Here is a 25004-nt window from a genome sequence, read left to right on the forward strand (position 1 = left end):
GGGGGGGGGGGGGGGGGGGGCCCGCGCGGCGGGGGGGGGGGGGGTGGGGGGGGGGGGGGCCCCCCGGGGGGGGGGCCCCCGGGGGGGGGGGGCCCGGGGGGGGGGCCCCCCCCGCCGCCGTTCGGTCGGTGACCGGTGGACCTTAGATCAGGCCGTCCAGCTCGCGCAGCAGTGCGGCCTTCGGGCGCGCGCCGGTGATCTGCTTCACCGGCTGGCCGCCCTTGTAGAGGATCAGGGTCGGGATCGAGATGACGTTGTACTCGGCGGCGGTCACCTGGTTGGCGTCCACGTCGAGCTTGGCGACGGTCAGCTTGTCACCCTGCTCGGCCGCGATCTCCTCGAGGATCGGGGCAACCTGGCGGCACGGGCCGCACCAGGTGGCCCAGAAGTCGACCAGTACGGGCTTCTCGCTGTCCAGGACGTCGGACTTGAACGTCGCGTCGGTGACGGTGGTGGTGGCGCCGGCCACGGGAACTCCTCGGGTTCGGACGGAGGGGGCTGCCAGGAGAACAACGGGAGGGCCGTTTCTGTTTCTGCCTGGCCGGGGCGGGGTGTTCCACGTGGAACACCCCCGCGGGGATCGCTCGGTGGCGAGGGGGTCAGACCGCCACGGCGGCGGCCTTGGACTCCAGGTCGTCCAGCGCGGCGAGGTAGCGCTCGGCGTCCAGTGCGGCGGAGCAACCGGTGCCGGAGGCGGTGATGGCCTGGCGGTAGGTGTGGTCCACGACGTCGCCGGCGCCGAACACGCCCTCGATGTTGGTCCGGGTCGAGGGGGACTCGACCTTGAGGTAGCCCTCCGCGTCGAGGTCCAGCTGGCCCTTGAACAGGTCCGTGCGCGGGTCGTGGCCGATCGCGATGAACAGGCCGGTGACGGCCAGCTCGCGGGTCTCGCCCGTGGTGGTGTCGCGCAGGGTGACGCCGGTCAGCTTCGGGTCGCCGTGGATGGCCTCGACCGCGCTGTCCCACTCGAAGCGGATCTTCGGGTCGGCGAAGGCGCGCTCCTGCATCGCCTTCGAGGCGCGCAGGGTGTCCCGGCGGTGGATGATCGTGACGCTCTTGGCGAAGCGGGAGAGGAAGGTCGCCTCCTCCAGGGCGGTGTCGCCGCCGCCGACCACCGCGATGTCCTGGTCGCGGAAGAAGAAGCCGTCGCAGGTCGCGCACCAGGAGACACCGCGGCCGGAGAGCTTGTCCTCGTTCGGCAGGCCGAGCTTGCGGTGCTGGGAGCCGGTGGTGACGATCACGGCGCGGGCCTTGTGCACATTGCCCTCGGAGTCGGTGACGGTCTTGATGTCACCGGTGAGGTCGACCGCGACGATGTCGTCCGGGATCAGCTCGGCGCCGAAGCGCTCGGCCTGCGCCCGCATGTTGTCCATCAGCTCGGGGCCCATGATGCCGTCCCGGAAGCCCGGGAAGTTCTCGACCTCGGTGGTGTTCATCAGGGCACCACCAGCGGTGACGGCCCCCTCGAAGACCAGCGGCTTGAGGGAGGCACGGGCCGTGTAGAGCGCAGCCGTGTACCCGGCCGGGCCGGAACCGATGATGATCACGTTACGGACGTCGCTCACTGCTTCTCCTGGTTCGCATCGCGACCCGCGTTTGCTGCGGGGAGGGCGGTCCTGCTCCGCCGCCCGGGACAACGACTGACCAGTCTCTCGCATTCCCAGGCCGATCAGTACCATGCGCCCGGAGTGTGGGAGCGGCGTGGCGTCCTGGTCGTCGATCGCATGGGAACGGTCCCGCGACGGCTGGGAACGCCTGGTCAGCCCTTGGGGACGGTCCGCTGCAGCACGATCGGGCCGCAGTCGGGGGAGCGCAGGTAGACGTCCACGAACCCGGGCCGGCCGGGGGCCGGGTAGACCAGGACCTCGACCGGGGCACCCTGGAAACTGCCCCGGTCGGTGGCCAGCGGGGTGCCGGCGGCGGGGGCCGGACAGGGGGCCGGGGTGTTGAGCTCCGGCCGGATGCCCTCGGCGGGTGCCGCGGCGTCGGACTTGGCGGGTCCGGTGGCGCGCAGCCCGGGAGCGCTGCCGGAGCGGGCCAGCAGCTGCTGCACCTGGGCGGTGAGTTGGTCCTCCCGGTAGACGGTGACCGGACCGGTGCTGCGGGGGGTGCGGGCGCTCTGGTCGCCGGCGGAGGTGCCCGCCGGGGCGCCCGCGGCGACCGAGGGGCGGTCGGCCGGGGCGGAGGAGTTCAGCAGCAGTGCCCCGCCGAGCCCGAGGGCGGCCAGTACGGCGGTCGCGCCGAGGAGCAGACCGGCCCGCCGCCGACGCGGGCGAGGGCGAGGGCGGCCGGGCCCGGTGGCGGAGACGGGGCGGGACGGGGGCGCGGAGGGCGCTGCTGCGGCCCGTACGGGCGGAGCCGGGGTGACCGTCCGGCGGTCCGTTCCGGCGGCCTCCTGGGGGCGGTCGGCGGCCTCGGTGCGGGCGGCCTGGGCCAGGGCGGCGTCCAGCCGGGCGGCGATGTCGGCGGGCATCGGCTCGGGCTCGACGGCACCGAGCAGCGCCTGCACCTCGGCCAGCGCGTCGACGGTCTCCCGGCACTCGGCGCAGCCGTCCAGGTGCCGGCGCAGCGCCTCGGCGGTCCCGGCGGGCTCGATCAGGCCCTCGGCGAGGTCGGCGAGCTCCTCGACGGAGGGGTGGGCGTCGGCGGGTTCGGGGGAGGAGATGGGGGCGGTCGTCATCGCGTGCTCGCATCTCCTTCCAGCATCGTCCGGCCGGTGCTCGGGCCTGCCCCTGTGACGGTGCGGGGGCCCGACGGGTTCCCCGGGGTGCCCCGGCGTGACGGCGGGGCCGCGCCGGGGGCGCTCGGTGTCTCTCGTACGGGTGCCCCGCGTCCCGGCGTTCCGCGCGCCGGTGTTCCACGTGGAACACCGGACTCGTCGTCCGCCTCGCGCAGGTGCCGGACCAGCGGCAGCAGCCGGGCCCGGCCGCGCGCGCAACGGCTCTTCACCGTGCCCACCGGGACGCCCAGCAGCTCGGCGGCCTCGGCGACCGGGTAGCCCTGCATGTCGACCAGGACCAGTGCGGCCCGCTGCTCGGGGGGCAGTTCGGCGAGCGCCGCGGTCAGCTCGCGGTGCACCTCGGCCCGGACCACCGGGGAGTCGGCCGGTTCGGCGGAGCCGACCAGGGTGTCCAGCCGCTGGGGGTCGTCGTCCAGCGGGGTGGTGCGGCGGGTGGCCCTGCGCCGGGCGCGGTCCAGGCAGGCGTTGACCACGATCCGGTGCAGCCAGGTGGTGACCGCCGAGCGCCCCTGGAAGCCGGCGGCGGCCCGGAAGGCGGAGACCAGGGCGTCCTGGAGGGCGTCCGCGGCCTCCTCGCGGTCGCCGAGGGTGCGCAGGGCGACCGCCCAGAGCCGGTCGCGGTGGCGGTTCACCAGGAGGCCGAAGGCCTCCCGGTCACCGGCGACGTGCCGGGCGAGCAACGCCGCGTCGTCGTCCGCCACTGTCACCCCTTGTCGCCGTCGTCCGGTGCGTGCGGGCGCGCGGTCAGCCGAAGACCTTCACCTCGTTGACCACACCGCGATAACCGCCACCCGTATCCTTCGGCAGGCTGGTCAGCCAGATCAAGAGATAACGCGTGTTCGTCGGGCTGCTCAGGGTGAAGTCGACCGTGCTGCCGCTCTGCTTGTCCAGCACGTTGTAGGCCTCGGGCTGGGCGCCCTGCGGGCTGACGGCGGCCTGGGCGTTCGGCACCCGCAGCTCGGCCGTGGTGGTGCCGGTGAACTGGACGTTCACCGAGCTGACCGACTGCGCCGAGCCGAGGTCGATGAGCAGGCCGGTGCCGTCCTTGAACGGTGGCTTGGGGCCGAAGGGGTCGTTGTAGGTCTTGGTCACCCAGGCGGTGTTCGGGTCCCCGTCGAAGACCTTCGGAAGCAGCCAGAGGGACTCCGGCGAGTCGCCCCGCGGGTTGTAGGAGAAGGCTTCCTTGATCTGGATCGGCACCGGGGTGTGCGCCGTCGGTTGCGCGCTCGGCGCGGTGGTGCTGACCGTGGGCTGAGGGGTGGCGACGGTCTGACCGGGGGTGTTGCGCAGGCTGCCGACGAACTGCCAGGAAGCGACGCCGATCGCACCCAGCGCGATCGTCCAGGCGGTGGCCTTGACCACCCGGCGCAGCCGCCGCTTGGTGCGCCGGGAGGCGGTCGGCCGGGAGGAGGGCGGCAGCGGGGAGACCGTCGTGTCGGCCACCCGGGTCGGGTTGGGCGCGGTGGGCAGCGCATGGGTGTTGTGCCGGGGCGGGGCCTGGAAGGCGGGCAGCTCCGGTTCGGGCTGGCGGATCTTGGGCAGCCGGGCGATCGCCCGGACCAGCTCCTCCGGGGTGGTGATCGGCTCGGCGTGGTGCGGCGGGTGGTCGAACAGGGCCCGCGCGGCGAGCTCGGACAGGCCCTTGTGGACGCCCGCGCGGACCTGGTCCGGTGCGGCGTTCTGCAGGCCCTTCGGCAGCCCCTGGAGGTCGTAGCGGTCCTCGGGGTACGGCCAGCGGTGGGTGAGCGCGGTGAACAGCAGTGCGCCGATCGCACGGGTGTCGGTGCGCTGGGCGTCCTCGTCGGAGTCCTCGGCGGGCAGCCCGCGCAGGGCGGCGTCCACCGCGATGCCGTTGATCCGGTACTGGCCGCTGTCGGTGCGCAGCACACAGCGCGGGGTGAGCCGCAGGTGGGCCTGGCCGCGGCGGTGGGCGGCGGCGACCGCGTCGGCGACCTGGCGGACCATCTGGTACGCCTCGTGCGGCTCCATCGGGCCGTTGACGAGCAGCTTGGCGAGGTCGGAGGCGCGCGGCAGCCACTCCCGCACGACGTAGACCAGCTCGCCCTCCTGGACGGCGTCCAGGACCTGTACGAAGCGCGGGTCGCCGAGCAGGGCGGCGGACTTGGCGGCGGCCAGCACCTTGCGGGCGCGCTGGTGGCCGGAGGCCATCAGGTGGACACCGACGGCCCGGCGCAGCTTCTCGTCGACGGCGCGCCAGCTGCTGAAGGTCTCGGTCTGGGAGATGCACTCCTCCAGCCGGTACCGGTGGCCGATCATGTCGCCGCTGTGCCGCATCGGCGCCGGGAGGGTGCGCGGGAGGGTGGCGGTGTCGCGCGGGTCGACCGTGGGCTGCGGGTCGGTGGGACGGCGCTTGGCGGCGGCCGGCTCCGGGGCGGGGGCGGGCTTCTTCGGGGCGGAGCCGGCGGCCAGTTCGGCGGCGATCTCCTGGACCGAGAGCGGTGCGGTGATCTCCGAGGTCTCCTCGCTGACGGAGGCCTCCGGTCGGGGCTCCGCGGGAGTGTCCGCGTCGTCGGCCGCGGGGGACTCGTCGGCCTCGGCGGCCGCCTCGTCGTCGGTCTCGTCGTCGGCCTCGGGGGCGTTCGCGGAGGGTGCGTCGGCGGAGGGGGCGTCGGCGGCGTCCGCCGGGGCGGCCTTCCCGCTCCCGAGCTCATCGATCGCCGCGGCCAGCGCGGCCTCGTCCGCCGCCGCGTCAGCTGCTGACGTGTCGACGACCGCCTTGGTGCCATCAGCCACCGTGGTCCTGCCTCCCCTTGTGTCGCCCCGGCTCGAGAGAGTCGCTGGAGCCCGCGGATTGGCCGCCCTGTGCTCCAGGACAATTGTGCCCACTCTTCTCCACCGGGTACGACCGCTGAAAGGTCCGCTCGGTTGCGTAGGGGTGGAGAGATGTGGTGCAGATCCGACACCGGGCCGCCACCTTGTGGGCCCGGGGGCGCCCGGTACGGGTGGCGGCACAGCATTCGGCCGGACGGGCGGAGGGGGTGGTCGCCCCGGTTGACGCCCGGTCAGGGCGCCCGCTCGTCCGGCCGGTTGACGCGGCGGTCAGCGGCCCAGTCGGCCTCGGACCATGCCCAGCATGGCGTTCATCTCCTCGATCCGCAGGCGCTTCGCGATGAACACAAACACCAGCATCTGGAGGCCGCCGCCCAGGACCACCGACAGCACGCTGGTCACCCAGCCGGCGAGCACCTGCTGGACCGCCAGGCTGACGCCGAGGCCGACCACCGCGGCCGGGACGCAGGCGGCGGCCAGCCGGCTGTAGGTCTTGCCGATCCGCTTGGTGTCCAGTCCACCGATCTTCTTCTTCAGCTTCGGCAGGGCGACCGTCACTCCGACGGCGTAGGCGAGGCCGTAGCCGAAGGACATCCCGATCACCGCCCACTGCGCGGGCAGCACCAGCCAGCAGATCACCGAGAAGCCGGCCTGGCAGGCCGCTACCCAGACGGTGTTGCTGAACGGCGTCCGGGTGTCCTCGTAGGCGTAGAAGCCGCGCAGCATCACGTACTGGGCCGAGTACGGGATCAGCCCGAGTGCGAAGGCCGAGAGCATCAGACCGAGGTTGGTCGCGTTGCTCAGGGCGGTGGTGCCGCCGCCGATCGCGTAGATCGAGCGGCCGATCGCCGGGCCGAGCGCCAGGAACAGGAAGGCCGCCGGGACGACCGCCACCGCGGTGGTGCGCAGTCCGTACGACAGGTCGTCGCGGACGGCTCCGGCGTCCTCGTCGGCCGCCGCTCGGGAGAGTCGGGGGAGCACCGCGCTCATGATCGAGACGGTGATGACGGCCTGCGGGAGCTGCCAGATCAGCAGGGCGTTGGAGAAGGCCGAGAGGCCGACGCCCTGGTGGCCGGTCTTCTCGGCGGCGTCGCCGGCTGCGGTGGCCAACTGGGTGATGACCAGGTAGCCGGCCTGGTTGGCGAGCACGAACAGGAAGGTCCACTTGGCCAGCCGGGCCGCCTTGCCCAAGCCGTGGCCGCGCCAGTCGAAGCGCGGCTTGTAGTGGAATCCGGCCGCCCGCAGGTACGGGATCATCGACAGTGCCTGGACGGCCAGGCCGAGCAGGGTGCCCAGGCCGAGCAGCCGGATGCCCTGCGGTGAGATGGTCTCCGGGGTCACGCCGGTGTTGCCGTAGCCGCCGTAGACCCAGGTGTACGCAGCGAAGGTGAAGATCACCACGATGTTGTTGAGGACCGGGGTCCACATCATCGCGCCGAATCGGCCGCGGGCGTTGAGGATCTGGCCCATGACCACATGGACGCCCATGAAGAAGATCGTGGGCAGGCAGTACCGGGCGAGTGCGACCGTCGTGTCGGCGCGGGCAGGGTTGGTCATCATCGAGTGCGAGATGACCTGCACCAGCAGCGGCGCCCCGAGCACAGCGAGAAACACCACGCCGCCGAGGCCGACGATCACCAGGGTGAGCAGCCGACTGGCGTAGGCCGCGCCGCCGTCCTCGTCGTTCTTCATGCTGCGCACCAGCTGCGGCACGAAGACCGCGTTCAGTGCGCCGCCGCCGATCAGGATGTACAGCAGGGTCGGCAGGGTGTACGCGGCGTTGTACGAGTCACCCATCACCGCGACGCCGATGGCTGCGGTGATCGCCATGGTCCGGACGAAGCCGGTGCCCCGGGAGACCAGGGTGCCGGCCGCCATGATCGCGCTGGAGTTCAGCAGGCTGGCGACCTTGCCGCCACCCCCGCCGGCGGCCGGGGCCGGCTCGGCGGCCTGCTCCTGCTCCTGCGGCTGCGCGGCGTGCTCCCCGGCGAGGTCCGCCGGCGGCTCGACCGCCGGGGGCACCGCCACGGCGGCCACCTGCATGGTGGCCTCCTCCTCGGAGAGCGGCGGGTCGAACTCGATCGGCGGCACGAAGGGGCGCTGCCCGTCCGGGCCGCCGTACTGCGGCGGCCCCGGGTAGCCGCCCGTGGGCGGGAACGGCGCGGGGGCGGCCGGCGGGACCGGCGCGGCCGGGAACGGCGCGGCCGGGGGCACGGGCGCGGTCGGTTGGGCCGGGGCGGGCTGGGGCACCGGCGGCGGGCCCGCGGGCTCCGCCTGGTGGCCGCCGAACAGCGCGTCCACCCCGACGTACTCGGTGGTCTCGCTGTCCCAGGCCGAGTGCGCCGGGCCGGGCTCCCACTGCGGCTGGGGCTGCTCGGCGCCGCCCCACTGGCCGCCCGCCGGGGCCGGCGGCTGCTGCTGCGGCCAGGCGGCCTGCGCCGGGGTGTCCCAGCCGGGCTGCGTCGGCGGCACCGGGGGTGAGAACGGGGTCGGCGACGAGAACTGGGCCGGCGGCACCGGCGTCGGGTAGCCGCCGCCCTGCGGCGGCAGCTGCGGCGGCACGTCGTACGCGGTGGCCGGCGGCTGCGGGGCCGCGGGCCGCCCGGCCCGAAGGCCGTACGGGTCCTGGTCGTCCTGCGGGGTCCCGTACGCGTCGCCCGCGTACGGGTCCTGGGCGTAGGTGTCGGCCACGTACCAGTCGCCGGACGGCGACTCGGCGCCCGGCCGGCTCTCACCGCGGCCAGGCGGCCGCTCCTCGCTGCGCCCGGTCATGTCACCTCTTCGCTGTCGTGGGGGGAGGCCGGCCCGGCGTTACGGGGGGTCGGCGGTATCAAGGACCAACCTTCTCATCACTGGCGGTCCGATCCCGGCCATCCGGGCTGCTGGCGCGTGGTGTCTGCGCGGGACCGTCGCCGGCGGAGTCGTCCGCCGGGCCCTCTTCCGGGCCCTCCTCCGGGGCCTCCGGCTCCGCTTCGGCGGCGTCCCCGGTGCCGTCCGTCGCGGGGCCGTCCCCGACCGGCTGGTCGCCGTCCTCGTGCGGCTGCCCGCCGCGGCGCTTGCGCTGGCGGACGAAGCGCAGTGCGGCCAGCAGCAGCAGGACGCCGGCGCCGGCGAAGACGTACAGCACCCCGTTGGTCACCGAGGTGACCTCGACCCGGAACGTCTTGGCCTCGCCGTACTTCTGCGGGTTGGGGCCGGTGGTATACAGCTGGGCGGTCATGGTGACCGGGCCGTTGTTGCGCGCCTCGGCCGGGAACCGCAGGGTGACGCTCTGCGAGGCCGGGATGACCAGGTCCTCCGCCTTGCCCACCCACACCCTGTTCTGCTGGTTCGAGCTGAGCACCAGCTTCAGGTTGGTGACCGTCTGGGTGAGGTCGTTCTTCACGCTGACCTGCAGCAGGCCGGTGTTCCCGGCCAGGGTGACCACCTTCTTGTCCGGCACCTTGACGGCGCCGGTGAGGTCGTCCAGGTACTTCTTGACACTGTCGCGGTAGGCGCTGCCGGCCGGGCCCTGGGCCCGCCACTCGGTGGAGAGCGAGCGGACCATGGCGGCGCTGAACGGGCCGCGCACCCGCTGCGGCAGGGTGAGTACCCGCATCAGGATGTCCAGCTTCTGCTGGATCTCGTCGGTGGTGCTCAGGTCGGCGGCCGACAGCTCGGTGGCCCGGGCCTGGGTCGGGTAGTCGGCGGGCGAGGGGACGGCGGTGTTGGCCTTCGGGTCCGGTGCGGACTGGGCGAGCGTGTCCAGCTTCACCGGGGTCAGCCACTTGTCGGTCGCCGTCTGCAGCGCGCCGGCCAGCACCTTGGCGGTGGCGGCGGACAGCTCGCGCGGCGGCATGACCAGCAGTCCGCGCTGGTTCTGCGGCTGCTCGTGGGTGATCGTGTAGGTCTCGGCCAGGAAGCGCTGGGTCGCCTCGGTCTGGTCCTTGGGGCTGGTCAGGTCCTTCTGGAAGAGCGAGGAGACCGCGTCGTCGGCGACCAGGGCGTTCTGTCCGTTGCCGATCGGGCGCACCGCGGTCGGGGTGTAGTTCACCGAGTCCGGCTCCGGCATGCTCGCGCCGTTGACCAGCACCAGCCCGTCGCCCGCCTGCCGGGCGATGCCGGCGATCTGCTGGTCGAGGTAGCCCTGGTAGGGCCAGGCGACGTCCGAGCGGGTGTCCACGGACAGCCGGCCCTCGACGGTCAGCCGGCCGGCGGTGGCCGCCTTGTTCAGGGCGGTGCCCATCCCGGTCAGATCTGCGCCGTTGTGCGCGATCGAGGCGAGGTCCGGGTCGGCGTACGGCAGCGCGACCACCTGGCTGCCCTGCTTGGCGACGGCCGCGCGCAGCTTGTCCAGCCAGGCCGTGGCGGAGGTCGAGCCGGTGCCCGGGACGGTGTTGTCGTCCCTGGCCGGCTTGCCCGGATCCGTGCCCGGCTTCTGCACCCGGTACTGCTTGTTGGTCATCGCGAACGCGGCGTCCAGCAGGTCCGGGTCGACCACCCAGGTCAGGTTGGACAGCTTGGAGCCGGTGTCCACCAGCTCGTACAGCCGGCCGCCCGGCGCGAACTCGGCGGCCAGGCTGTCGTCGCGCAGCACCGGGACGGTCTGGTCGTTGTCGGAGACGGTCTGCGCGGCCAGCACCGGGGCGTGCACCAGCGGCCAGAGCGTGGTGATCTTCGTCGGCTGGGCCTCGGTGCCGCCCTGGCTGTACGGCAGGAAGCTGCGGGCGATGCCCAGGGCCCGGTCGCGCGGGTTGTCGGCGGTCGCGCCCCAGGCGTCCACCGCGAGCTCGTAGACGCCGCTGTCGGACAGCCCGAGGTCGCTCACCGCGACGCTCAGGGTGTACGGCTGGCTCTGGCCCGGGTTCAGTTCCGGCAGGGCGTACTGCGGGCTGTCCAGCTCCACGCCGTCGGCGCTGCCGGGCGCGTTGCGGGTGGCCACCAGCTGCAGCTCGCTGCGCCGCTGCAGCGGTTTGCTGGAGGCCGGCCTGCGGATCGCCGCGTGGGCGCCCTTGAGCGCCGACTTGCCGGCGTTGGTGACGTGCCCGCTGATGCTCACGGTGCCGTTCGGGGCGGCGACCTGCGGGGCCACCGTCTCGATGGTCAGCGCCACCGGGTACTCCGCGGTGGTCGTGGCGTCGGCGGCCGGGCGGATGTCGCCGCCGGTCGGCAGCGCCACGGCCGGGGCGGCCGTGAACAGGGTCAGGGCGGCCGCGCAGGCGGCGGCGAAGCGGCGGGCGCGGTGGCCCCGGTTCCGTCCGTCGGCGGCGCGTTCCGCGGGACGTTCGGCGGGGCCCGCGGCCCGTCCAGGCTGTCGGTGCGCCCCCAGGCCCGAGTGCCGTGCCGGCTCACTCACTCGCTTCGCCCTCGCCGTTCTCGATCGATCGCTCGCTGCTGATGCTGATGCTGTCCGCCCGGCGCTGCCGCCGGACGTTCCCCGCTCGACGTTCTTCGCCTGACGCCGTTCGCCGCACTGCTGCCGCGGAGGGTTCCGTCGGCGGTGGCGGCACGCGACACCGCATCCCCGGTTCCGGTGCGCGAGACTCGTCCACCGGCATGGTAACGATCCAGCCAGGCGTGCAGTGTTGCGGGCTGTGGGGTGAGACGCCCAAAACGCGCGGGCGGTTGACCTGTCGGGGCACGTACCCTTGTGAGCCGTGTCCACTGCCAATGAGTCCAACGCGCGCACCGATCGTTCCAGCACCGCCGTCCAGGTCGTCCCAGGCCTGAGCGAGGCCCAGACCCTGGGGCTGCAAGAGCTGCTGCGGGTGTCGCCGGTCGCCGACGAGATCGCCCGCCGGTTCCAGGCGGCCGGTCACCGGCTGGCGCTGGTCGGCGGCTCGGTGCGGGACGCGCTGCTCGGCCGGCTCGGCAACGACCTGGACTTCACCACCGACGCCCGCCCGCAGCAGGTGCTCAAGCTGGTCAAGGGCTGGGCGGACGCGGTCTGGGACGTCGGCATCGCCTTCGGCACGGTCGGCGCCCGCAAGGACACCGCCGAGGGCTCCTTCCTGATCGAGATCACCACCTACCGCTCCGAGGCCTACGACCGCACCTCGCGCAAGCCCGAGGTGACCTACGGCGACACCATCGAGGAGGACCTGGTCCGCCGGGACTTCACGGTCAACGCGATGGCTGTCGACCTGCCCGGCCGCGGCTTCGTCGACCCGCACCACGGCCTGGACGACCTGGAGGCCCGGGTGCTGCGCACCCCCGCCACCCCCGAGGAGTCCTTCTCCGACGACCCGCTGCGGATGATGCGGGCCGCCCGCTTCGCCGCCCAGCTGGACTTCGACCCGGCGCCCGAGGTGGTCGCCGCGATGACGGAGATGGCCGAGCGGATCGCCATCGTCTCGGCCGAGCGGGTCCAGGCCGAGCTGAACAAGCTGCTGCTGGCCAAGTACCCGGTGAAGGGCCTGCGGCTGCTGGTCGACACCGGGCTGGCCGGGTACGTGCTGCCGGAGCTGCCCGCACTGCGGCTGGAGCGTGACGAGCACCACCGGCACAAGGACGTCTACGAGCACTCGCTGACCGTCCTGGAGCAGGCCATCGCCCTGGAGCAGGACGGCCCGGACCTCGCCCTGCGGCTGGCCGCGCTGCTGCACGACATCGGCAAGCCGCGCACCCGCCGCTTCGAGCTGGACGGCCGGGTCTCCTTCCACCACCACGAGGTGGTCGGCGCCAAGATGACCCGCAAGCGGATGCGCGAGCTGAAGTACTCCAAGGAGCTCACCGAGGACGTCTCGCGCCTGGTCGAGCTGCACCTGCGCTTCCACGGCTACGGCGGCGGCGAGTGGACCGACTCCGCGGTGCGCCGCTACGTGACCGACGCCGGGCCGCTGCTGGAGCGCCTGCACAAGCTGACCCGCTCGGACTGCACCACCCGCAACCGCAAGAAGGCCGCCGCGCTGTCGCGCACCTACGACGGCCTGGAGCAGCGGATCTCCGAGCTGAAGGCGCAGGAGGAGCTGGACGCCGTCCGCCCGGCGCTGGACGGCAACCAGATCATGGAGCTGCTCGGCGTCAAGCCCGGTCCGCTGGTCGGCAAGGCGTACAAGCACATGCTCGAACTGCGGCTGGAGCACGGCCCGATGGAGCACGACGAGGCGGTCGCGGCGCTGCGGGCCTGGTGGGCCGGGCAGCAGGGCTGACGTCCGTTCACGACGCGAGGGGTGGTCCCGGCACTCGGCCGGGGCCACCCCTCGCGGTCGTACCGGCGCCGGTTACTTGAGCTGCTTGAGGCAGAGCACGTAGTCCAGGGCCGGGAGGCTGGGGTGCTTGCTGGTGTACCAGCTGTCCGCCTTCGGCTGCTTCTCGCAGACCTTCTGGTCGGAGGTGGCGAAGTACTTGTACACCACCTTGTACTGCGCCTTGGAGTCGGTGCAGGGCAGCACGCTGACCTTCGGGTGGCTGTCGGTGGTCTCGCTGGTGCCGTTCTCGTTGCGCAGGCAGTCGCCGATCTTGGCGTCGTCCGGGCCGTCCGTCGAGTCGGTCGGGGTGGGCGTGGTGACCGGCGGCAGGGTGATGCTCGGCAGCGGCGGCAGGGTGAAGGTCGGCGAGGGGAAGGGCGGCGGGCTGTAGGTGGGCATCGGCAGCGGCGACGGCGAGAAGGTGATCGGCGCCGGCGTCGGGCCCGGGTTCGCGTTGTTGTTGTCGTCCTTCGGGCCGAGCACGCCGGTGGCGGCCAGGATCACGGTGACGACCAGGGAGACCGGCAGCAGCAGCATCGCCATGTGCGGCCGCCGGCCCAGCGGGACACCCGGGTCGAGCTGCGGCCCGTGGGTGCCCGGCATCGGCGGCGGCAGCCGCTTGATCCGGCCGTTGGCGCCGAGGTTCAGCAGCAGCGTGATCGGTGCCAGGATCAGCGACGCCGGGCTCCACCAGCCCTGGACCAGGGTCCGGGCGGACATGTCGCGCACGGTGGCCGTCCCGCAGGTGCGGCAGAACGGACCGTGCATCCGCAGCATCCGGTAGGCCAGGACCAGGCCCTGGTGGCCGCGGACGGTGGCGCTCACCGCCGGGTAGCCGCCGCAGAAGCGGCAGGTCTGGCCGTCCATCGGGGCCGGCGGCGGGTATCCGTAGCCGTAGCCGGGCGGCTGGGCGTCGTACGGCGGCTCCGGCGGCGGGGCGCTCGGGTAGCCGTACCCGGGCGGGCCCGCGGTCGGCGGGGGCGGCGCGCCGTACGGGCTGCCGCCGGAGTACGGGTTGCCGTCGCCCGGCGGTGGGCCGAACGGCATCTGGGGCGGAGGCGGAACGGACAAGTGGTCCCCCCGGAGAAGGGTGGTGGTGGACGAGTTCAGGACTTCTTCACCGGCGGGTAGCCGGTGGTGCTGGGTGCGGTGGGGGCCAGCGAACCGAGGCAGAGCACGTACCGCTTGGTGTTCCAGCGGCGGCCGGTCTTGCCGTAGACGGCGCGGGTGGTCTGCGGCGTCTGCTGGCAGCGGTTCACGTCGGTGGTGCCGGTGAACTTCGCCAGCACCTTGTAATTCGCCTTGGAGTCACTGCACTTGACGATTTCGACATCGCTGTGGCCGCTCACCCGGACGCAGTCGCCGACCTTGGCGCTGCTGACGCTCGGGCCGACCACGAAGTAGGCCACGGCCAGCCCGGCGGCGCAGACGGCCCCAAGGGCGATCCGCACTTTGGACCGGAGGCCGCGTTCGGCGGTTGGCGCCGAGGGAGCGGGGGCGGGCTGTGGCTGCGGGTACGGCTGCCCGTAGGGAGCCTGGGCGTATGGCTGTTGCCCGTACGGGGGCTGGGCGTACGGCGCCTGCCCGTACGGGGGCTGGGCGTACGGCGCCTGCCCGTACGGGGGCTGGGTGTACGGCGCCTGCCCGTAGGCCGGTGGGGGCGGCCCGAAGCCGGCCGGGGCCGCCGGCGTGGGTGGTGGCGGCCCGTACGGGCCGGGCGGTGTGCTCATCAGTTCGTCCCCCGAGACCAAGTGCTGTCGCTCCGACAGGTCTACGTACCCTAGCGACTGGGTCGGACGCAATCCGTCCGGAGCCCACAAGGGGTTTCGGGACCAGGCGGTTTCCATTCCGGGACAGCGCGGTTTCGGACAACGCGGTTGCCGGGCGCGGCGGTTCGCCGCACCGGGGCCTTCGGCGGCGCGGTTTCAGGAGTGCCGGTCGCCGGGCAGCGGACCGGAGCGGCGGGCGGCCCGCAGGTAGAGCACCGCGGTGAACGCGTACACCGCCGCGACCCCGACGACCACCCCGACCGACCGGCCGGACAGCGGCAGCACCAGGGCGGTGACCATGGCGGCGGCCACGAAGGCGACGTTGAACAGCACGTCGTAGATGGCGAAGACCCGGCCGCGGTACTCGTCCTCGACCGACTCCTGGACCACGGTGTCGGCGCAGATCTTGGTTCCCTGGGTGACCACCCCGAGCAGCAGCGCGGCGATCAGGCAGGGCGCCGGGGCGAAGAACAGGCCCAGCGCGGGGACGAAGACGACGGGGGCGAGCAGGCAGACCGTCATCCAGCCGGTCAGGCCCAGCCGCCGGGTGCACCAGGGGCTGACCACGGCGGCGACGAAGAATCCGGCGGCCGACAAGCCGACCGCCTGGCCGAGGGTGGCCAGCCCGGCGGCGCTGTCGGCCGGGTCGTTGAAGGTGTACCGGGCGAGCATCACCACGACCACGATCAGCACGCCGTAGCAGAACCGGGCCGCGGTGACGGCGGCCAGCGCGTGGACGGCGCTCCGGCAGTCCCGCCGCAGGTGGCGCAGGGCGGCGCCGAGTTCGACGGCGGCCCGCACCAGCGCCTGGCTGAGCGCCGGGTGGTCGCCGTGCTTCTCCGGGCCGAGCAGGTCCCGGTCCATCCGGCGGGCGGCCAGCGCGGCCGACAGGTAGAGCAGCGAGGCGACCGTGACCAGCGCGGCGTCCGCCCGCGGCCCGGGGGTCATCACCTGGTGCAGCAGGAAGCCGATCCCCCCGCCCGAGGCGGCGGCAACCGTCCCGAGGGTGGGGGACAGGGCGTTGGCGGTGACCAGGTGGTCCTGCTCCACCACCCGGGGCAGGGCCGCGGACAGGCCGGCCAGGATGAACCGGTTGAGCGCGGTGACCAGCAGCGCGGAAGCGAAGAACAGCCAGGTCGGGGCCTGGACCAGGAGCAGCGCGGCGGTGCCCAGGCCCAGCCCGAAGCGGGCCAGGTTGCCGAAGTAGAGCACCTGGCGGCGGCGCCAGCGGTCCAGCAGCACCCCGGCGAACGGGCCGATCACCGAGAACGGCAGCAGCATCACGGCCAGCACCGAGGCGATGTCGGCGGGCGAGGACTGCTTCTCGGGGGAGAAGACCACGTAGGCGGCGAGCGAGACCTGGAAGACGCCGTCCGAGAGCTGGGAGAGCACCCGGGCGGTCAGCAGCCGTCGGAAGTCCCGGCCGCGGAGCAGACCGAGGAGCGTGGCACGGTGCGCGGACTGGTGTGTGCTGCCGTTCTCGGTGATCGCCACCCGCCCAGGGTGCCATGGAACCGGGCACCGTTTCACGTGAAACATTGGCCGCGAAATGGTGAAGGGCCCACGATCCGGTGATGGTGGGCCCTTCTAGGGAGCTATGAGCGACGACGAGTCGTCGGCTCAGCGCTCAGTGCTCAGTGCTCAGCGCTCGACCTCGCCGCGGATGAACTTCTCGACGTTCTCCTTGGCCTCGTCGTCGAAGTACTGGACCGGCGGGGACTTCATGAAGTACGAGGAGGCCGACAGGATCGGGCCGCCGATGCCGCGGTCCTTGGCGATCTTCGCGGCGCGCACGGCGTCGATGATGACACCGGCGGAGTTCGGGGAGTCCCAGACCTCGAGCTTGTACTCCAGGTTCAGCGGGACGTCACCGAACGCGCGACCCTCCAGGCGGACGTACGCCCACTTGCGGTCGTCCAGCCAGGCCACGTAGTCCGAGGGACCGATGTGGACGTTCTTGGCGCCCAGCTCGCGGTCGCGGATCTGCGAGGTGACGGCCTGGGTCTTGGAGATCTTCTTGGACTCCAGGCGCTCGCGCTCGAGCATGTTCTTGAAGTCCATGTTGCCGCCGACGTTCAGCTGCATGGTGCGCTCGAGGATGACACCGCGGTCCTCGAACAGCTTGGCCATCACGCGGTGCGTGATGGTGGCGCCGACCTGGGACTTGATGTCGTCACCGACGATCGGCACGCCGGCCTCGGTGAACTTGTCCGCCCACTCCTTGGTGCCCGCGATGAACACCGGCAGGGCGTTCACGAAGGCGACCTTGGCGTCGATGGCGCACTGGGCGTAGAACTTGGCCGCCTGCTCGGAACCGACGGGCAGGTAGCAGACCAGGACGTCGACCTGCTTGTCCTTGAGGACCTGGACGACGTCGACCGGGGCCTCGTCCGACTCCTCGATGGTCTCCAGGTAGTACTTGCCCAGGCCGTCGAGGGTGTGGCCGCGCTGGACGGTCACGCCGGTCGGCGGCACGTCGCAGATCTTGATGGTGTTGTTCTCGCTGTTGCCGATGGCGTCGGCCAGGTCGAAGCCGACCTTCTTGGCGTCGACGTCGAACGCGGCGACGAACTCCACGTCACGGACGTGGTAGTCACCGAACTGGACGTGCATCAGCCCGGGGACCTTGCCGGCCGGGTCGGCGTCCTTGTAGTACTCGACACCCTGCACCAGCGAGGCGGCGCAGTTGCCCACGCCGACGATGGCTACGCGAACCGAACCCATTTCCGGTTGCTCCCTGTGATCTCATGAGTACCGCCGAAATCGGCGGTACTCGTCCTGCTTCTTCGATGACTGCTTGTCCGGGCGCGAGGCGCCCTCTCCTGCCGCGTGGCACAGGGCTGACGCGGTGTCAGCGCTCCTGGGCGGAGCGCCCCGGGCGGTCGTACGGTGGCCCGGACGGGTCCGGGGACCCGGTCTCCTGGCCACGGCCGTCCGAAGTCTGGTGGGGTCCGGCGGCGGTGCCGCCGGTGGCGGGCCCGGTCCGGCCGGTGCGGTTGGCCCGCTCGGTCTCGATCAGCTCGTTGAGCCACCGGACCTCGCGTTCCACCGACTCCAGTCCGTGCCGCTGGAGTTCGACGGTGTAGTCGTCGAACCGTTCGCGGGCCCGGGCCAGTGAGCTGCGCATCCGCTCCAGACGCTCCTCCAGCCGGCTCCGGCGACCTTCCAGGACGCGCATCCGGACCGCCCGGTCGGTCTGGCCGAAGAATGCGAAGTGGACGCCGAACCGCTCGTCCTCCCACGCATCGGGGCCGGAGTCGGCGAGCAGCTCCTCGAAGCGCTGCTTGCCCTCGGGGGAGAGCCGGTAGACGATCTTCGACCGCTTGCCGTTGAGCGCGGTGGCCGGGACGTATTCGACGTCCGGGTTGTCCTCGACCAGGAAACCCTGGGCGACCAGGCTCTTCAGGCACGGGTAGAGCGTTCCGTAGGAGAGTGCCCGCAGTGCTCCGAGCAGGATGTTGAGCCGCTTGCGCAGTTCGTAGCCGTGCATCGGGGCGTCATGGAGCAGGCCGAGAACGGCGAACTCCAGCACTCCTGAGCGCCTGCCCACTGCCGTCGTTCTCCTCCCTCTCGACCTTCGTCCCGGCCGCTGCATCTGGCGGTATACCGCTTCGATGTATCGGCTCGATATATCGAGAACAGTAAACCCGGCCCTCGGAACGGGCAAGGGGGGCACGCGTGAATGTGATCACAAGCCGACGCGCGGGTGGGGTTGGCAACGGGCGTGTAATGATCTGTCGCCGTTTTGCGGTAATTGACGGCTGATGCCCGATTAGTTGCTATTCCGTGCTGCGTACGCTGTCGCGTGTGCACGAGGACCAACCTCCGGGGTTAGGGCGGTCCGGGCATCGGACGTGAACCCTGCCTTCAGGCTGGACAGGCCTGGCGAGGAGTGGCTGGAACATGAGCGAGCGACGGCGAAGGACGCCCAACCCGGGCGGTGACGGGCAGCAGCCCCCGGGAGGCGGTGGCCGTCGGGGTGGACCCGGTCCCGACGAGCTGAGCTCGGAAGGGCTCGGCCGTCGGCGCCCGCCCGGCGTCCGGGAGACTGCTCAGCAGCCCCGGATGGGCCGTGCCGAGATGCGCAAGGCCGCGCAGAATAAGGGCAAGGGGGGCGGCCGACGGAATGCCGCCGCCGCTTCCGCCGCCGCGGCCGCCGGCCCCGGCAAGAAGCGCTTCATCGACTACCCCCGGTGGGGCAAGACCGGCGTCCGGCGCTGGCTGCCGTCCTGGAAGCAGTGGCTGAGCGCCTTCCTGCTCTTCTTCGCCACCGGCGTCGGCATCGTGTTCTACCTCTACCAGACCACGACGGTCCCGGACCTCAAGGACCTGGTGAAGGAGCAGAACACGATCTACTACTGGGCCGACGGCAGCGAGATGACCCGCAAGGGCGACACCAACCGTCAGATCGTCGAGCTCAGCGACATCAGCCCCAACCTGCAGAACGCCGTCATCTCGGCGGAGAACGAGACCTTCCGCACCGACAGCGGCATCGACCCCAAGGGCATGCTGCGCGCCGTCTACAACATGGCGAAGGGCGGGGAGACCCAGGGCGCCTCGACGATCACCCAGCAGTACGTCAAGAACGCATACCTGAGCCAGGAGCAGACCCTCAGCCGCAAGCTGAAGGAGTTCTTCATCACGCTGAAGATCAACCAGCAGATGGGGAAGCCCGACATCCTCAAGGGCTATCTCAACACCAGCTGGTTCGGCCGCAACGCCAACGGCGCGCAGGCCGCCGCCCAGGCGTACTACGGCGTCAACGCCAAGGACCTGAACCTCTGCCAGAGCGCCATGCTGGCCGGACTGCTGAAGGGCGCGAACTACTACGACCCCTCCAAGCCGGCCAACCACGACCGCGCCGTGGAGCGCTGGAAGTGGATCCTGGACCGGATGGTGATCACCCACAACACCACCCCGGAGGAGCGTGCCAAGTGCACCACGTTCCCCGAGCCGATCCAGCAGAAGCCCAGCTCCAACATGAACGGTGAGGTCAGCTACCTGGTCGACACCGTCAACCAGTACGTGATGTCCACCGACAAGTCGATCACCCAGCAGATGATCGACAAGGGCGGCCTGAAGATCTACACCACCTTCGAGAAGGACAAGGTCGACGCCCTGAAGAAGGCGGTCGACGACGTCAAGGCGGAGAACCTCAACCCGCAGAAGCGCCCCGACAACGACACCTTCATCCAGTTCGGCTCGGCCAGCATCCGCCCCGGCGACGGTGCGATCGTCGCCCTCTACGGCGGTGACGGCGTGGAGAACGGCCACTTCGACAACAACGCCAACGCGACGGGCGTCCAGGTCGGTTCGACCTTCAAGCCCTTCGTGCTGGCCACCGCGATGCAGGTCGGCGTGCAGACCGCGAAGGGCGACGACGGCAAGCCGAAGCGGATCAACGCGGACAGCCGCTACCTCTCCGACGACCTGTCCGAGATCCGCAAGCCGGACGGCTCGCTGGTGATCGGCGACGACGGCAAGCCCTACCGGCAGAAGAACGAGGACGCCGGCAAGCGCGGCTACGTCTCGCTGCGCCAGGCCATGCAGTTCTCGTACAACGTGCCCTTCGTCCAGCTGAACCAGGACGTCGGCGGCCAGAACGTGGCCGACATCGCGGTGCAGATGGGCATCAAGAAGGACAGCCTGGCCGACCCGAAGACCCCGACCTTCCCGCTCGGCACCTCCACCATCAGCCCGATCCGGATGGCCACCGCCTACGGCACCCTCGCGGCCAGCGGCAAGGAGGCCGAGCCCTACTCGGCCACCAAGGTCGAGGTGGACGGCAAGGAGCGCCCGGGCTTCGGCAAGAAGGACACCAAGGTCGCCCTGGAGCCGGCCGTCGCCGACAACGTCACCGACGTGCTGGTGAACGTGGCGAAGAACGGTACCGGTACCAAGACCAACACGCTGGGCCGCCCGGTGGCCGGCAAGACCGGTACCACCGACCAGAACAAGTCGGCCTGGTGGGTCGGCTACACCCCGCAGCTGGTGACCAGCGTCGCGATGTGGCGCGAGGACCCGAACAAGCACGACCGGCTCTCGCTGAACGGCACCGGCGGCAAGGAGTCCATCCACGGTGGTGACATCCCGACGGACGTCTTCACCCGGTACATGAAGGCCGCGCTGGCCAACGAGAAGAAGATGGACTTCCCGAACCCGCAGCCGGTCGGCACCGAGGTGGACTCCTCCGGTGCGCCGTCCACGGCCACGGCCACGCCGACCCAGACCCCGACCCAGACCGCGACCGAGACCCCGTCGGCCCAGGCGCAGCCGACCCAGGCGCAGCCGACCCAGGCGCCGCCGCCGCAGCCCACCCAGGGCGGGGGCTGTGTGCCGGGTGTGGACTGCCAGCCGACCCAGGCCCCGCCCCACCCGCCCCACCCGCCGACGCCCACCTGCGGCCTGTTGGGCTGCACGACACCGACGCCGACCGACACCAACCCGCCGGGTGGCGGCAACGGTGGCGGCAGTGGCGGTGGCAAGCCGACCACGGGCGGCAAGCCGACTCCGAGCAGTACGGCCACGCCGTAGGGCACGGCCGGTCGGTGAGACGCTGAAACGGCGGTGGCGGTCCTCCTCGGAGGGCCGCCACCGCCGTTTCGTCACCTTTCGCCGCCCGCGCCCCCTGCGTACCACCCGTACCGCCGGGGCCACCGCGGGGTCCTCCTCGTCCCGGCGCATCCGGTGCGGCAGGATGTCCGGCATGACGTCGAGCGATCGTGACGAAACCGCGGGCCCGCACGGGCCCGGCGCCGCCGCAGGGCCCACCCCGGCAGCCGTCGCCACGGCCGCGCCGCCGGCCAACACCGTGGTCGTCCCGGCCGACGAGGACCGGGTGGCGGCGGCCGGCAGCGAGGTGTTCGGCGGCCCGCCCGGCCGCCGCGCGCTGCTCGGCGTCTCCTGGTGGATCCCGGCGCGCTTCCTGGCGCTGGTGGTGATCGTGGTCTCGGCGCTCGGCATGGTGCACAACCTGCCCTGCTACCAGCAGGCCTGGTTCCAGCCGGGGTCGCCGCAGTACATCCACGCCTGTTACAGCGACATCCCGCACCTGTTCTCCGGCCGCGGCTTCGCGGCCGGGCTGCACCCGTACGTGGACCGCATCCCGGGCAGCTCGGGGGACCTCCAGTACCTGGAGTACCCGGTGCTGACCGGTCTGTTCATGCAGGTCGCGGCCTGGCTGACGCCCGGCGGCGGCGACCAGCAGAGCCAGGAGCAGTGGTTCTGGGCGATCAACGCCGGGATGCTGATGGCCTGCGCGGTGGTCGCGGTGGTGGCGCTCTCGCGCACCCACCGCCGCCGCCCCTGGGACGCCCTGCTGTTCGGGCTCTCGCCCGTGCTGCTGCTGAACGGCACGGTCAACTGGGACCTGCTCGCGGTCGCCCTGGCCGCCGTGGCGATGGCCTGGTGGGCGCGCTCCCGGCCGGGCTGGGCCGGGGTGTTCATCGGCCTGGCGACCGCCGCCAAGCTCTACCCGCTGCTGCTGATCGGCCCGCTGCTGGTGCTCTGCTGGCGGGCCGGGAAGTGGCGCGAGTTCCGGGTGATGCTGGGCGGCGCGGTGGGCGCCTGGCTGGTGGTCAACCTGCCGATCATGCTGGCCAACTGGCAGGGCTGGTCGACCTTCTACGTCTTCAGCAAGCACCGCGGCGAGGACTACGGCTCGTTCTGGCTGATCCTGATGCAGAACCGCGGCGTCGGGCTGGCCGACCTCGACCTCTACATCGGGGTGCTGATGGTGCTGGGCTGCGCGGCCATAGCGTGGCTGGGCCTCTCGGCGCCCCGCCGGCCGCGCCTCGCGCAGCTGGCCTTCCTGGTGGTCGCGCTGTTCGTGCTGGTCAACAAGGTGTACTCGCCGCAGTACGCGCTCTGGCTGCTGCCGCTCGCGGCGCTGGCCCGGCCGCGCTGGCGGGACATCCTGATCTGGCAGGCCTGCGAGGTGCTGTACACCCTGGGGATCTGGTCCCACCTGGGCTTCGTGACCGGGCCCAAGCAGCACGGGATCGGCGAGCCCTGGTACCACTTCGCGATCGTGCTGCACCTGCTCGGCACGCTCTACCTGGTCGTGCTGGTGGTCCGCGACGCCCTGCACGCGGACCGCGACCCGGTTCGCTGGGACGGCAGCGACGACCCCTCCGGCGGGGTGCTCGACCGTGCCCCGGACGTGTTCGTGCTGGGCGCCGCCCGGCGGCTGCACGAGGAGGAGAGCTACGCCGCCTACGCGCCGGCCGGCTCCGAACAGTGGCTCAAGGAGCCCGAACTGCCGAAGCCGGCCGAGAAGCGGTAAGACCTCGAACGAGCCGTTGGGCCGCGAGCGAGCCGAGCCCCCAAAAAGGGGGCGTCGCTCAGCGGTCCACCACGCGGTCGAAGTGCGTGGTGGTGTGCCGGACCTGGAGGCCCAGCTCCTCGCCGATCGCGGGGGGCGTGGTCTCCCCGTCCAGGAACAGCAGCGAGACCTGCATGTGCGGCGGCTCGGCGAACCAGAGCTGCTTGCCGGCCCAGTGGAACGGCGACTTGGTCTTGTTGACGGTCGCCAGACCGGCCCGGGCGATGCCCTTGGCGCGCGCACCCATGCTCGCCACGTACTTGGGCGCCTCCAGGCCGATGCCGTGCGCGGTGCCGCCGGCGACCACCAGGATGTGGCCGTCGGAGGGCGCCGGGTGCTGGCGGTAGCCGTAGCGGTCGCCCTTCTTCAGCGGGGTGACGTCCAGCACCGTGGCCCGGACCTCCAGCGCGGCGTGGTCGCCCAGCCAGAGCCGGGTGCCGATCCGGGCCCGGAAGACGGTGCCCGGGTAGCGCTGGGTCAGCTGGTTCATGCCGGCCGCGCCGAGGTGGCTGACGAAGACGGTGTGCACCGGGATGCCGGCCGCCTTGGCGGTGTCCACCCAGTACGCGACCTCCTCGATCGGGCTGGAGCCGTCCGGCCGGTCCATCGGCAGGTGCAGCGCCAGGCCCTCGAAGGAGACCCCGTCCAGCTCGCCGGCCACCGTCCGCAGGTCGGCCGCGCTCACGCCGTGCCGGCGCATGGTGGTCATGCACTCCAGCACCACTCGGGCGCCGTGCAGCGCCCGCAGCGCGTCCACGCTGGCCACCGTCCGGATCACCCGGGCGTGCGGCAGCGGGAGCACCTCCTCGCCGATCCGGTACGGGGTGAGCACCAGCAGCTCGCCGCCGTACCACTCGGCGGCGTCGGCCGCCTCGTAGGCGGTGCCGACGGCCAGCACCCCGGTGCCGAGCAGCATCGCCTCCTCGGCCAGCCGGTGGTTGCCCAGGCCGTAGCCGTTCCCCTTGGCGACCGGCACCAGGCCGGGGAACTCGGCCAGCACGGACCGCTGGTGGGTCCGCCAGCGTTCGGTGTCGAGGTAGAGCGACAGCGTCATCGGGGCAGCCTCCTCAGCGGCGGGACATGTAGAGGTCGAGGGCCTTGTGCAGCAGCTTGTTCAGCGGGAAGTCCCACTCGCCGAGGTACTCGGCCGCCTGGCCGCCGGTGCCGACCTTGAACTGGATCAGACCGAACAGGTGGTCGTTCTCGTCCAGGGTGTCACTGATTCCGCGCAGGTCGTACACGCCGCCGCCGAGGGCGTAGGCGTCGCGCATCATCCGCCACTGGATCGCGTTGGACGGCTTGACCTCGCGCTTGTGGTTGGCCGAGGCGCCGTAGGAGTACCAGACGTGCTCGCCGACCACCAGCATCGTGGTCGAGGCCAGCGGCTCGCCCTCGTGGTAGGCGATGTAGAGCCGCATCCGGTTCGGGTCCTCGGCGTTGAGGGCGTTCCACATCCGCTGGAAGTAGGACAGCGGGCGCGGGGTGAACTTGTCGCGCTCGGCGGTCACCAGGTAGAGCTGGTGGAAGATCGGCAGCTCGTCGTAGCCGCCCTGGACCACCTCGACGCCGCTCTTCTCGGCCTTCTTGATGTTGCGGCGCCAGAGCTGGTTGAAGCCCTTCTGGATGTCGTCCAGCGAGCGGTTGGCCAGCGGCACCTGGTAGACGTAGCGCGGCTGGACGTCGCCGAAGCCGGCGCCGCCGTCCTCGCCCTGCAGCCAGCCGGCCTTGCGCAGTCGGTCGGCCACCTCGAAGGCGCGCGGCTCGTACCAGTCGGCCTCGATGTCGCGCAGGCGCTTGGCCTGCTTGCCGGCGATGGCCTCCTTGATGGTGGGGGCGTTCCAGCGGCGGATGACCACCGGCGGGCCCATCTTCACCGAGAACGCGCCCTGCGACTTCAGGTGCGCCAGCATCGGGGAGAGCCAGCGGTCGAGGTCGCGGTCGAACCAGTCGATGACCGGGCCCTCGGGCAGGTAGGCGAGGTAGCGCTTGACCTTGGGCAGCTGGCGGTAGAGCACCAGGCCGGCACCGACCAGCTGGTTGTGCTCGTCGAACCAGCCGATCGACTCGGAGCGCCACTCGGCCTTCACGTCACCCCAGGCCGGCACCTGCATGTGGCTGGCCGAGGCGCGGCTCCTGATGAAGGCGAGGTGCTCCTCGCGGGTGATCGTCCTCAGGCGAAGGCTCATTGCTCGGTGCTCCTCGTCGGTCGGGCT

The 25004-nt window shown here is 72.0% G+C and carries 17 protein-coding genes; 3 read left to right on the forward strand and 14 right to left on the reverse strand.

The genetic code is table 11. The features are described from left to right. Positions 1-142: 142 nt before the first annotated feature. The 7 genes from trxA to ACIRYZ_RS00965 all read right to left on the reverse strand — a co-directional run bounded on the left by trxA (position 143) and on the right by ACIRYZ_RS00965 (position 10865). Positions 143-469, reverse strand: coding sequence for a thioredoxin (gene trxA / locus ACIRYZ_RS00935; RefSeq protein ID WP_393023677.1), 327 nt, complete (start codon positions 467-469; stop codon positions 143-145). 130 nt (positions 470-599) lie between these two features. Further along, positions 600-1565, reverse strand: a complete 966-nt coding sequence (trxB, locus tag ACIRYZ_RS00940) for a thioredoxin-disulfide reductase (RefSeq protein WP_380608871.1) — start codon at positions 1563-1565, stop codon at positions 600-602. A gap of 194 nt (positions 1566-1759) precedes the next feature. Further along, entirely contained in the window at positions 1760-2680 is a 921-nt protein-coding gene (locus ACIRYZ_RS00945) for a hypothetical protein (RefSeq protein ID WP_402937830.1), read from the reverse strand. Further along, on the reverse strand, positions 2677-3441 hold the full coding sequence (sigM, locus tag ACIRYZ_RS00950) for an RNA polymerase sigma factor SigM (RefSeq protein ID WP_402937833.1): 765 nt from the start codon (positions 3439-3441) through the stop codon (positions 2677-2679). Before sigM ends, ACIRYZ_RS00945 begins: the two co-directional genes overlap by 4 nt. Positions 3442-3484: 43 nt before the next feature. Beyond that, complete coding sequence (locus tag ACIRYZ_RS00955) at positions 3485-5494, reverse strand: serine/threonine protein kinase (protein ID WP_402937836.1); 2010 nt, start codon at positions 5492-5494, stop codon at positions 3485-3487. Positions 5495-5800: 306 nt separating this feature from the next. Continuing rightward, the gene (gene murJ / locus ACIRYZ_RS00960) at positions 5801-8302 is read right to left on the reverse strand and encodes a murein biosynthesis integral membrane protein MurJ (protein WP_402937839.1); all 2502 of its coding nucleotides are present in this window, start codon (positions 8300-8302) and stop codon (positions 5801-5803) included. 58 nt (positions 8303-8360) lie between these two features. Beyond that, positions 8361-10865 (reverse strand): DUF6049 family protein, encoded by a 2505-nt coding sequence (locus ACIRYZ_RS00965; protein ID WP_402937842.1) that lies wholly within the window; start codon positions 10863-10865, stop codon positions 8361-8363. A 370-nt stretch (positions 10866-11235) separates the two neighbouring features. On the opposite strand from ACIRYZ_RS00965, the gene ACIRYZ_RS00970 reads away from it, so the two are divergent. Then, the gene (locus ACIRYZ_RS00970; protein ID WP_402938506.1) at positions 11236-12660 is read left to right on the forward strand and encodes a CCA tRNA nucleotidyltransferase; all 1425 of its coding nucleotides are present in this window, start codon (positions 11236-11238) and stop codon (positions 12658-12660) included. Between the two features lie 72 nt (positions 12661-12732). Here ACIRYZ_RS00970 and ACIRYZ_RS00975 read toward each other — a convergent pair whose 3' ends face one another. The 5 genes from ACIRYZ_RS00975 to ACIRYZ_RS00995 form a co-directional block, all read right to left on the reverse strand. Then, entirely contained in the window at positions 12733-13770 is a 1038-nt protein-coding gene (locus ACIRYZ_RS00975; RefSeq protein ID WP_402937845.1) for a hypothetical protein, read from the reverse strand. A gap of 35 nt (positions 13771-13805) precedes the next feature. After that, positions 13806-14429, reverse strand: a complete 624-nt coding sequence (locus ACIRYZ_RS00980; protein WP_402937848.1) for a hypothetical protein — start codon at positions 14427-14429, stop codon at positions 13806-13808. A gap of 195 nt (positions 14430-14624) precedes the next feature. Further along, a complete protein-coding gene (locus ACIRYZ_RS00985) occupies positions 14625-15962 on the reverse strand; it encodes an MFS transporter (protein WP_402937850.1) in 1338 nt (445 codons plus the stop codon). Between the two features lie 147 nt (positions 15963-16109). Continuing rightward, complete coding sequence (locus ACIRYZ_RS00990) at positions 16110-17192, reverse strand: inositol-3-phosphate synthase (protein WP_387613266.1); 1083 nt, start codon at positions 17190-17192, stop codon at positions 16110-16112. Between the two features lie 127 nt (positions 17193-17319). After that, on the reverse strand, positions 17320-18018 hold the full coding sequence (locus tag ACIRYZ_RS00995) for a helix-turn-helix transcriptional regulator (RefSeq protein WP_387613269.1): 699 nt from the start codon (positions 18016-18018) through the stop codon (positions 17320-17322). A gap of 515 nt (positions 18019-18533) precedes the next feature. On the opposite strand from ACIRYZ_RS00995, the gene ACIRYZ_RS01000 reads away from it, so the two are divergent. Continuing rightward, on the forward strand, positions 18534-21002 hold the full coding sequence (locus tag ACIRYZ_RS01000; protein ID WP_402937854.1) for a transglycosylase domain-containing protein: 2469 nt from the start codon (positions 18534-18536) through the stop codon (positions 21000-21002). A gap of 172 nt (positions 21003-21174) precedes the next feature. Next, positions 21175-22752: a glycosyltransferase family 87 protein gene (locus tag ACIRYZ_RS01005; RefSeq protein WP_402937857.1), complete on the forward strand. Its 1578-nt coding sequence runs from the start codon at positions 21175-21177 to the stop codon at positions 22750-22752. 58 nt (positions 22753-22810) lie between these two features. Here the strand turns inward: ACIRYZ_RS01005 and ACIRYZ_RS01010 are convergent, their stop codons facing one another. Both ACIRYZ_RS01010 and ACIRYZ_RS01015 read right to left on the reverse strand, forming a co-directional pair. Then, the gene (locus tag ACIRYZ_RS01010; RefSeq protein ID WP_402937859.1) at positions 22811-23845 is read right to left on the reverse strand and encodes an alanine racemase; all 1035 of its coding nucleotides are present in this window, start codon (positions 23843-23845) and stop codon (positions 22811-22813) included. 13 nt (positions 23846-23858) lie between these two features. Further along, entirely contained in the window at positions 23859-24977 is a 1119-nt protein-coding gene (locus ACIRYZ_RS01015; RefSeq protein WP_393023639.1) for a lipid II:glycine glycyltransferase FemX, read from the reverse strand. Positions 24978-25004 lie beyond the last annotated feature (27 nt).

It is taken from the genome of Kitasatospora sp. NPDC101155 (assembly GCF_044768305.1).
In the GTDB taxonomy this organism is placed as follows: Bacteria; Actinomycetota; Actinomycetes; order Streptomycetales; family Streptomycetaceae; genus Kitasatospora.